Source organism: Pseudomonas sp. (assembly GCF_049645325.1).
Taxonomy (GTDB): domain Bacteria; phylum Pseudomonadota; class Gammaproteobacteria; order Pseudomonadales; family Pseudomonadaceae; genus Aquipseudomonas.
In genome coordinates this window covers 1-7,164 of record NZ_JBARTQ010000266.1, presented here as the reverse complement: position 1 = coordinate 7,164, position 7,164 = coordinate 1, and the positions used below count along the sequence as shown (strand labels likewise).

At 61.6% G+C, this 7,164-nt stretch carries 5 protein-coding genes; all 5 read right to left on the bottom strand.

Annotation, left to right across the window (positions count from 1 at the left end):
* Positions 1–69: 69 nt before the first annotated feature.
* Genes WBB95_RS11720 through algK form a run of 5 tightly spaced genes read right to left on the bottom strand, consistent with a single transcriptional unit; the run spans position 70 to position 7,100 of the window.
* A complete protein-coding gene (locus tag WBB95_RS11720; protein WP_424487742.1) occupies positions 70–1,179 on the bottom strand; it encodes a mannuronate-specific alginate lyase in 1,110 nt (369 codons plus the stop codon).
* 8 nt (positions 1,180–1,187) lie between these two features.
* Positions 1,188–2,636 (bottom strand): alginate O-acetyltransferase, encoded by a 1,449-nt coding sequence (locus tag WBB95_RS11715; RefSeq protein WP_424487744.1) that lies wholly within the window; start codon positions 2,634–2,636, stop codon positions 1,188–1,190.
* 11 nt (positions 2,637–2,647) lie between these two features.
* Positions 2,648–4,237 carry a mannuronan 5-epimerase AlgG gene (gene algG / locus WBB95_RS11710; protein WP_424487741.1) on the bottom strand — a complete coding sequence of 530 codons (1,590 nt, stop codon included), beginning with the start codon at positions 4,235–4,237 and terminating at the stop codon, positions 2,648–2,650.
* Complete coding sequence (locus tag WBB95_RS11705; RefSeq protein ID WP_424487740.1) at positions 4,237–5,724, bottom strand: alginate export family protein; 1,488 nt, start codon at positions 5,722–5,724, stop codon at positions 4,237–4,239. Before WBB95_RS11705 ends, algG begins: the two co-directional genes overlap by 1 nt.
* Complete coding sequence (gene algK / locus WBB95_RS11700; protein ID WP_424487743.1) at positions 5,721–7,100, bottom strand: alginate biosynthesis TPR repeat lipoprotein AlgK; 1,380 nt, start codon at positions 7,098–7,100, stop codon at positions 5,721–5,723. Before algK ends, WBB95_RS11705 begins: the two co-directional genes overlap by 4 nt.
* Positions 7,101–7,164 lie beyond the last annotated feature (64 nt).

The window sequence follows — 7,164 nt, the reverse complement described above, 5'->3', positions numbered from 1 at the left end:
GTGACTGACACACCGCATTCGCGAGCAAGCCCGCTCCCACATTGGGACCCTGTTCCTTCAGTTAGCTATTCAGGAACCTTTGTTGCCCTTTTCATGCGTCGGGTCGTAGACCTTGGTCAAGTCGCCCCCGAGGCGGAACGTCTTGAACGGTTGCATCCCATGCTTGCGCTCAAGCACATCCGGCGCACAGGTGTAGAGGGTGCAGAAGGGCTCAAGCCAGGCAAATTTCATGTCTTCCTTGAGGTCCTTCATGTCCTGCTCTTTGCCGTTCTTCTTCTCGAAGATCTCCGGGTCTTTCACCCCGGCCAGCACCTTGTCGCCCAGGCGTTTCAACGCGCCGTTGTTTTCCTGGCGCAAATCAACACCGTTGACCAGCGCAAAACTGGCGATCATCGACAGCGGCGGCAGTGCGTAGTTGTGGTACGACAACGCCCGTTGCTGACGCTTCAATTCGTTGGGCAGGAAGCCTTGGTCATCGACCTGATTGGCGCCGACCTTGTATTCCTTCACCGCCCAATCAAACAGGTCGCGGCGGTTGGTGGCGACGGACGTCGCCATCACCGACCAGGCGGCCCAGTAGGAATGGTTGTTGGTTTTATCCAGCGGCAGGTTGTCCCAGTCGCTTACGACTTGATCGGCCAGTTTGTTGAACCAGGCTTCGATCAATTGCGATTCCTGCTGGTGGTTGGCCAGCGGGTGCGAGTCGGAGAACTTCAGGCGCACATAGGCCGAGGCCATGCTGCCCAGCGCCCATTTGCGCATGGACTTGCCGGTGTGGTTGAAGTCCTTGGACATCAATGCGTCGGCCTTGGCCCAGCTGGTAAGCCAGTTCAAGGTGCATTCCAGCTGCTCCGGACGGCCGTCGCGCATGAACTGCATCACGCGCTTGCTGGTGTCTTTTTCCAGCTTGGTGATGTCGGCGGTGCTGTCGCGAAAGGCTTTTTCCGACTGCGTGTTCAACGTGGCGCGAGCCTTGTCCGAACCCTCGTACTTGCTGCGAAATTGCAGCGAACCGGTGTACGGCGCGGGCATCGCATCGCAGTCATTCTTGAAGTCGCCGGTCTTGAAGGCTTCCACCGGCGCAAAGTAGCCCTGAGGCGGACGCAGTGGGGCGGCGGCATTGGCCGAGCCGGCAAAGATTGCCAGGCCCAGTAAGGAGGGGATCAATAACTTCTGCATAGGTAACCTCATTGCCCGGCCGATGCGGTCTGCTGACCACCGGCGGGGAATACGTTGCGTGTGCAAATTTTCGCTTCGACCTTCTGCGCAGCCTGGCCCGCCTCGGGGCCCTGGACTTCCACGGCCAGCAAGTTCTGCGAGGCCCAGTCTTCGTCGGTGCGCAGTTCAAAGGCGAAACGCCCGTCTGTATCGGATGTTTCGGGTTTTTCGATCTTGAGGTCCTCGTGGCGCCCGTTCATGTACCAGAGGGTGGCTTGCAAGGTTTTCACCGACGGGTCGGCGAAGCGGATGTCGACCTGGTGACTGCTGTTACGCAGGTCTTTGTTCGAACTGTTGACCAGCAATTCGTTCTTGCCGGGTTTTAACGTGGTGCTCGCGGTCATCTGCGCGGTCTTGCCTTCGCAGCCGTTGTCGAGCAGCGCCATCATCTGGCGGTAGATGGTTTCCTGGTCGAGGCGGTACAGCGGCGAGAATTCCCAGATGAGGATTTTCGGCGGGGTTTTCTGGAATTCATCGCTGCCCAGGTACTGGATCATCGAACCCTCCAGGCCACCGCCGGGGAAGGCGACGTTGAGGATGTCGGCACCGATTTCCTGTTCAAGGAAACCGGCGAAGTTGTAGTTTTTGCCGCTGTGGCTGGTGCCCACCAGCGTGATCTGCGGGTTGCCCGAATCGCCGAACAGGTCGCCGTCACCGGCCTCGCCCTTGGGCTCGGTGGTGAACTGGTCCATGTACTGGATCGCGTAGCTGGTGCCGCACAGTTGCCCGGCCATGTTGTGCAGGGTGCCGGTCTTGCCCATACGCCCGGAGCGCGTGGTTTCGAATTCACGCTTGGGAATGTCGGCAAATTCAGGCATCGCACGCACTTTGGCACCGACGATTTTTGCCGTGCGTTGGGCGCCGTATGGCGTCCAGTGCTGGTCACCGCGGAAGTAGAAATCGTGGGCCGGCAATTCGTCGGGAAGCTGCTCGTTGGTGAGCGGCGAGAGGTCCGGCACCACATAACCCATCTTGGCGAAACGGCCGAGCATGGTCTTGTAGTTGCCCAGCGCCTTGTCGAAATCGAATTTGGCTTTTTCTTCGGGGTTGAGCTTGTTGCGGTTCACCAGGCCACGGGTCGGCTGATAGACCACCACCAGTTCCACGCCCTTGGCCTTGAACGCATCGTGCAACTGCTGCATGCGTTTGTAGCCGGCGGGGCTGGTGTCGAATTCGGTGCGCAGGTCTTCCTGGGTCCGGAACAGCCAGTCGCCCTGGGCTTGCACCAGGGTGGTGAAGTTCTGCTGGTAGCGCGTGGTGTAGTTTTTCGCGTCATGCGCGGCCGGGCACAGGCTGCAGCACGGCTCGGCGCTGAAGGTTGGCGCTTTGACGTCGTCGGCGCGCACGCCCTGGCTGGCCGCGAGCAGGCCGAGGGTCAGACCCGAGAGGCTGAGCAATTTGATCATGTGTGGGTGCATAAGGGTCATCCTCAGTCCTGCATTTCGGTCTGGCGTTCGACAGGGTCGATCAGCACGGCTTTCTGCTGGCGCACCAGCAGGTCGAGAATCTCTTCCTGACGATCACCCAGCACGCCGTTGAAGCTGATGCCGCTGGATTTGGTCGGCGCCAGCATCGACACGCGGTACAGCTCAATGCTCAACGGCGAGTCGATGGACAGCGGCCCGCTGCCGTTACCCGCCAGTTCACCGCCGACCACAATCAGCGAGACCTTGGCGTCGAACGGGTCGAGGGCGATGTCGCGGTCGGTGTCGGTCAAGTCCTTGATGTGGCCGTAGACGCCGGTCAAGCCGTTGGCCATGGCGGTGTTTTCGTACAGGCGAATGTTCACGCTGTTACGGATGCGAATACCGTGGCGACGGTTGCTGATCACCTTGTTGCCCCACAGCAGGTTGTCGGCACTCTCGTAGAGGGTGATGCCGTCGGTGTGGTTGCGGTAGATCTCGTTGTCGGCGATCAGGTTGTTGACGCTGTTACGGTCGATCACCAGGCCCGACAGCTTGTTGTCGTAGCTGCGGTTGTTGAAGATGAAGCTGTCGTTCACTTCCCGGGAAATGATGATGCCGTGCTTTTTCTTGGTGCCGTACACGGTGTTGTCCGCGATGATCAGGCCGTGGGAACGGTCGTGCGGGTCAATGCCGTAGACGATGTTGTCTTTGTAGGTATTGCCCTTGAGCACAAAGCCGGTGGTCTCGTAGCAGTAGAAGCCGTACCACATGTCCGAGAACTCGGAATCGATGATCCAGCCGGTCGGTTCCGCGCGCTTGAGCACCTTGGCCATGTTCGGCGTGTACTGGGAAATACTCACCCCGTACGACTTACTGTTGGCGTAGCCAAAACTGGCCATCTTGCTGTTGGCGACGTAGGTCTCGGTGCCGCCCCAGGCCAGCAGGAACGGGCGAAATTCCTTGGGCGACTGGAACAACGCCGGGCCGTTGGTCTTCTCGTTCCAGCCGGTGATTTTGGTGTCACGCACAAACAGCTGGCCGTCGTTGATCAGGAACGAACCGGCTTGCTGGGACAGGCGCAGCTCCTGGGTCTTCTTGTCGATTTCGAGGATGCCTTTGCGCCCGACCACGATCGGCAACTTGGCCAGGAACACGCCCGGCGAGGTTTCGCTGAGGTACTGCTTGGGCACTTTGCCGAGCAAGTCCTTGAGGTTCATGTAGCCGTCGTCGACAAAGATCGCCTGGGGAATGCCGTGCTGGCGCACCACCCATTCGGCCATCTTGTTGTCGCCGCCGATAAAGTCCTTCAGCGCGTCTTCCTGCATCATGCGGCGGATGCTGATCTTGCCCGGCTTGCTGCGCACGATCTTCTTTTCCATTGCCGCGGCGGTGTAGCCCGACAGGTCGGGCAGGGCCGGCTTGGGCATTTCCAGCGGCGCGGTGGGCGGGCTGGAAATGGTGTAGGTCTTGGCCTGTTGCAGCTCTTTGGCGATGGTCGGCGCCTTCACCGCCGCGCCGTCGGCAAAGGCCGAAGTGCTGGCCAGCAGCATGGCTGCGACCAACAGGCTGACCGAGCCTTTGAGGGCTTGAGGGTTCATCGCGCAGGCTCCCATCAGAATTTCCAGATCACGTCGACGAAGGCGCGATGCATGTACGAGTCGACCTGGCTGCCGTAGGCGTCGCCCGGCTTGAACACGCCGGCACGGAAACGCACCAGGGCCGAGGGTTCGTCGATCGACTGGCTGAGTGCGGCGGGCAGCAGGCCCTTCTTGAAGTACTTGGTGACCACCAGGTCCATTTCCTGGCCCAGGTCTTTCTTGCCGTCTTCAAGCGGCAGGGAAGTGCTGGACAGGATCGCGCCGGTGACGTCATCGGTGTTGTTCTGCACGGCGTCGATGCCGTTGCTGCCGACTGGCTTGTTGCCGTCGACGCGCCAGAACTTGTGGTAGACCAGGCTGGCGTCGTAGTCCTCGCGCAACTGCCAGGAGCCGAACAGGCTCATGGACTGCATGTTGTTCATTTCGCCGCGAAACGCTTCGCCGAAGCGGTGCACGCGGGACTGCGTGCCGGTCCAGTTCGAACGGTTGCTTTGCAGGCCGTTCTGCTCGTAGTTGGCGCTGGCGCGCGAGTAAGCGGCGCCGACTTGCCACTGCGGGTCGAGACGCAGGCGTACGCCGAGGTCAGTGGCCCAGCCACTGACGTCATCGCTGCGCTTGGCCTGGGTGGGGCGGGTGCCGTCGGCGTTCAGGGCGTTGACCGTGTCGCGGTCGCCTTTCATGCCGGTGACGCTGGCCCAGTAGTTGACCGTGTTGGTGTTGCGCCAGTTATAGGCGTCGCTGTTGGCTTCGATGCCGAGCCAGGTCAGGTCGCCGTTCTCGCGTTTGTCCAACGGGTCGCTGGCCACGCCCGGTTCGGCGTAGTCGAGCTTGCCGTCGTCATGGGTGTGGTGACCGCGCAGGCCGATCCACTGCCCTGGCGTCCATTGGTAGGCGGCGTCGGCGTAGAAGTGCTGACGGTCCTTGTCTTTGGGCGACAGTTCCTTGAGGTCGGTGCGGTATTCGCTGAAGCGTTCGGCCGCGCCGACATTGGCCTTGAGCAAGGTGGTGTCGAAGGTCCAGTTCAGCGCTTCGATATTGGTGTCGCGCCATTGGCCGTCGTCGTTGCGCAGGCGTTGGCGACCGAACTTGAGGATCTCGCCGGGGTAGGGCGTGAAGCCGCTGTAGCCGACCCAGAACTCGCGCAGGGCCAGGTAATTTTTCTTGGCTTTGCGGTCGTCGTTGCTCGATTGTTCGGTGGTGTCATCGGCCGACTGTTGCAGCGTGTCGGTCTCGATGATGTCGCTCGACACCACCGCCTGACCCATCGCGTAGGCGCTCCACGCGCCGCTTTCGCCGTAGACCCACGGGCGCAGGTCGAGGCCGATGCCGTTGACGTCGCCGCCTTTCTGCGTGCCGAGGTCGCGGTCATCTTCGGACTGGGCGGTGGCTTTGACTTCCAGGCCGAAGTTCTTGGCTTCGGTCAGCGCGGCCAGGGTCGGGCAGGACCACAGCAGGGCGAAGGTCAGGCCGATACCGGCCTTGACGAATGGATTGAGCTTCATAGGGATTCCTCGCCGTCTTCTTCATCCAGGGCGTGCAGTTGCAACGTGCTCTGGGCCAGGGTGCCGCGGGCGGCCAGCTCCTGTTGCACCAGGCGTTGGCCTTCGGTGCGCTGCTCAGGCGTCAGCGGCGCTTCGAGCTGCGTGGCCAAGTCGTTGGCTTCTGGCGTGTCCTGGGCTTTAGCCAACTGGCTGAAGACATAGGCGTTCAATGGGTCGGGCTTGGTGCCCTTGCCTTGGGAAAACAGTTGGGCGATGGCGAAGTCGGCGCTGTTCTGGCCGTTGCGCGCAGCGGTCAGCAGGTGGTCCAGGGCTTTTTGCGGGTAGACCTTGCCCAAGTAGCCACGGCGGTAGATCTGGCCGAGGTAGTAATCGGCAGCCACTTCACGGCCCACGGCTTTTTCGAAGTGCGCTTCGGCGGCCTTGGCGTCTGCCGGTACCCACTTGCCTTCGTAGTAGAGCTTGCCCAGCAACAGTTCGGCGCGCGGCTGGTCGGCGGCGCGGCCATTGTCGAGGTACTTCATCATCTGGTCGACGTCGCCCAGTTCGGGGAAGTCGTACAGCAGTTGCGCCAGGCTGACCCAGGAAGCCGGGTAGCCGGGGGCGATTTTTTCCAGCAGGGCCTGGGCGGTTTTTTCGTCGGTCTTGCCGAGTGTGGCGTCGCCCAGTACGCGCGCCACACTGTCGACGCGTTGTGCGGTGACGGTGCCACGGCTGTAGCCGGCTTCCATCTGCTTGAGCAGTTCGGCCTGTTTTTCCGGTTCGGCTTTTTTCTGGTAAACCGTGGCCAGCTCGACGTAGCAGATGTCGGTGGTGTTCAGCGCGGCTTTGCAGATGCGTTCCACGTCATCCAGGTGCTGGTCGTAAGTGTCCTGGGTGCGATACAGCAGCACCTGGGCCAGGCCGGCTTCCGGGTAACCGGCTGCTTGCCACTTGCTGATCTGTTGCTGGGCGTTCACGTTGGGGAAGCTGTGCGGGTATTGCAGGTACAGCATCGCCAGCGGGATCAGGGTGTTGCCTTCGCCATTGGCAAAGGCTTTTTTCAGCAAGCCTTCGGCCTCGTGCTGCTCGGCCTCGGTGGCGCCGGGCTTGGCGACCAACAAGCGACCCAGGCGAGCCTGGGCGCGTGGCGAAGTCTCGGCGGCCGCGCGGTACGTGGCTTCGGCCTGGCGGATTTGCTCGGGGTCACGGGTGGTCACCTGGATGTCAGCCAGGCCGACTTGGGCCTCGCTGTAACCCAGGTCTGCCAGTTGCTGGTAATTCTGCTGGGCGGTGACCGTGTCGCCACGCTTGAGGGCTTCGTTGGCCAGGCGTTGGTCGGGCAGGCCGGCGCAACCGGCGAGGCTGACGGCTAGAGTCAGCAACGCCACTGAACCCATGTGGGAGCGGGCTTGCTCGCGAAGGGGGCGTGTCAGTTGATGCATGTGTTGGCTGACACACTGC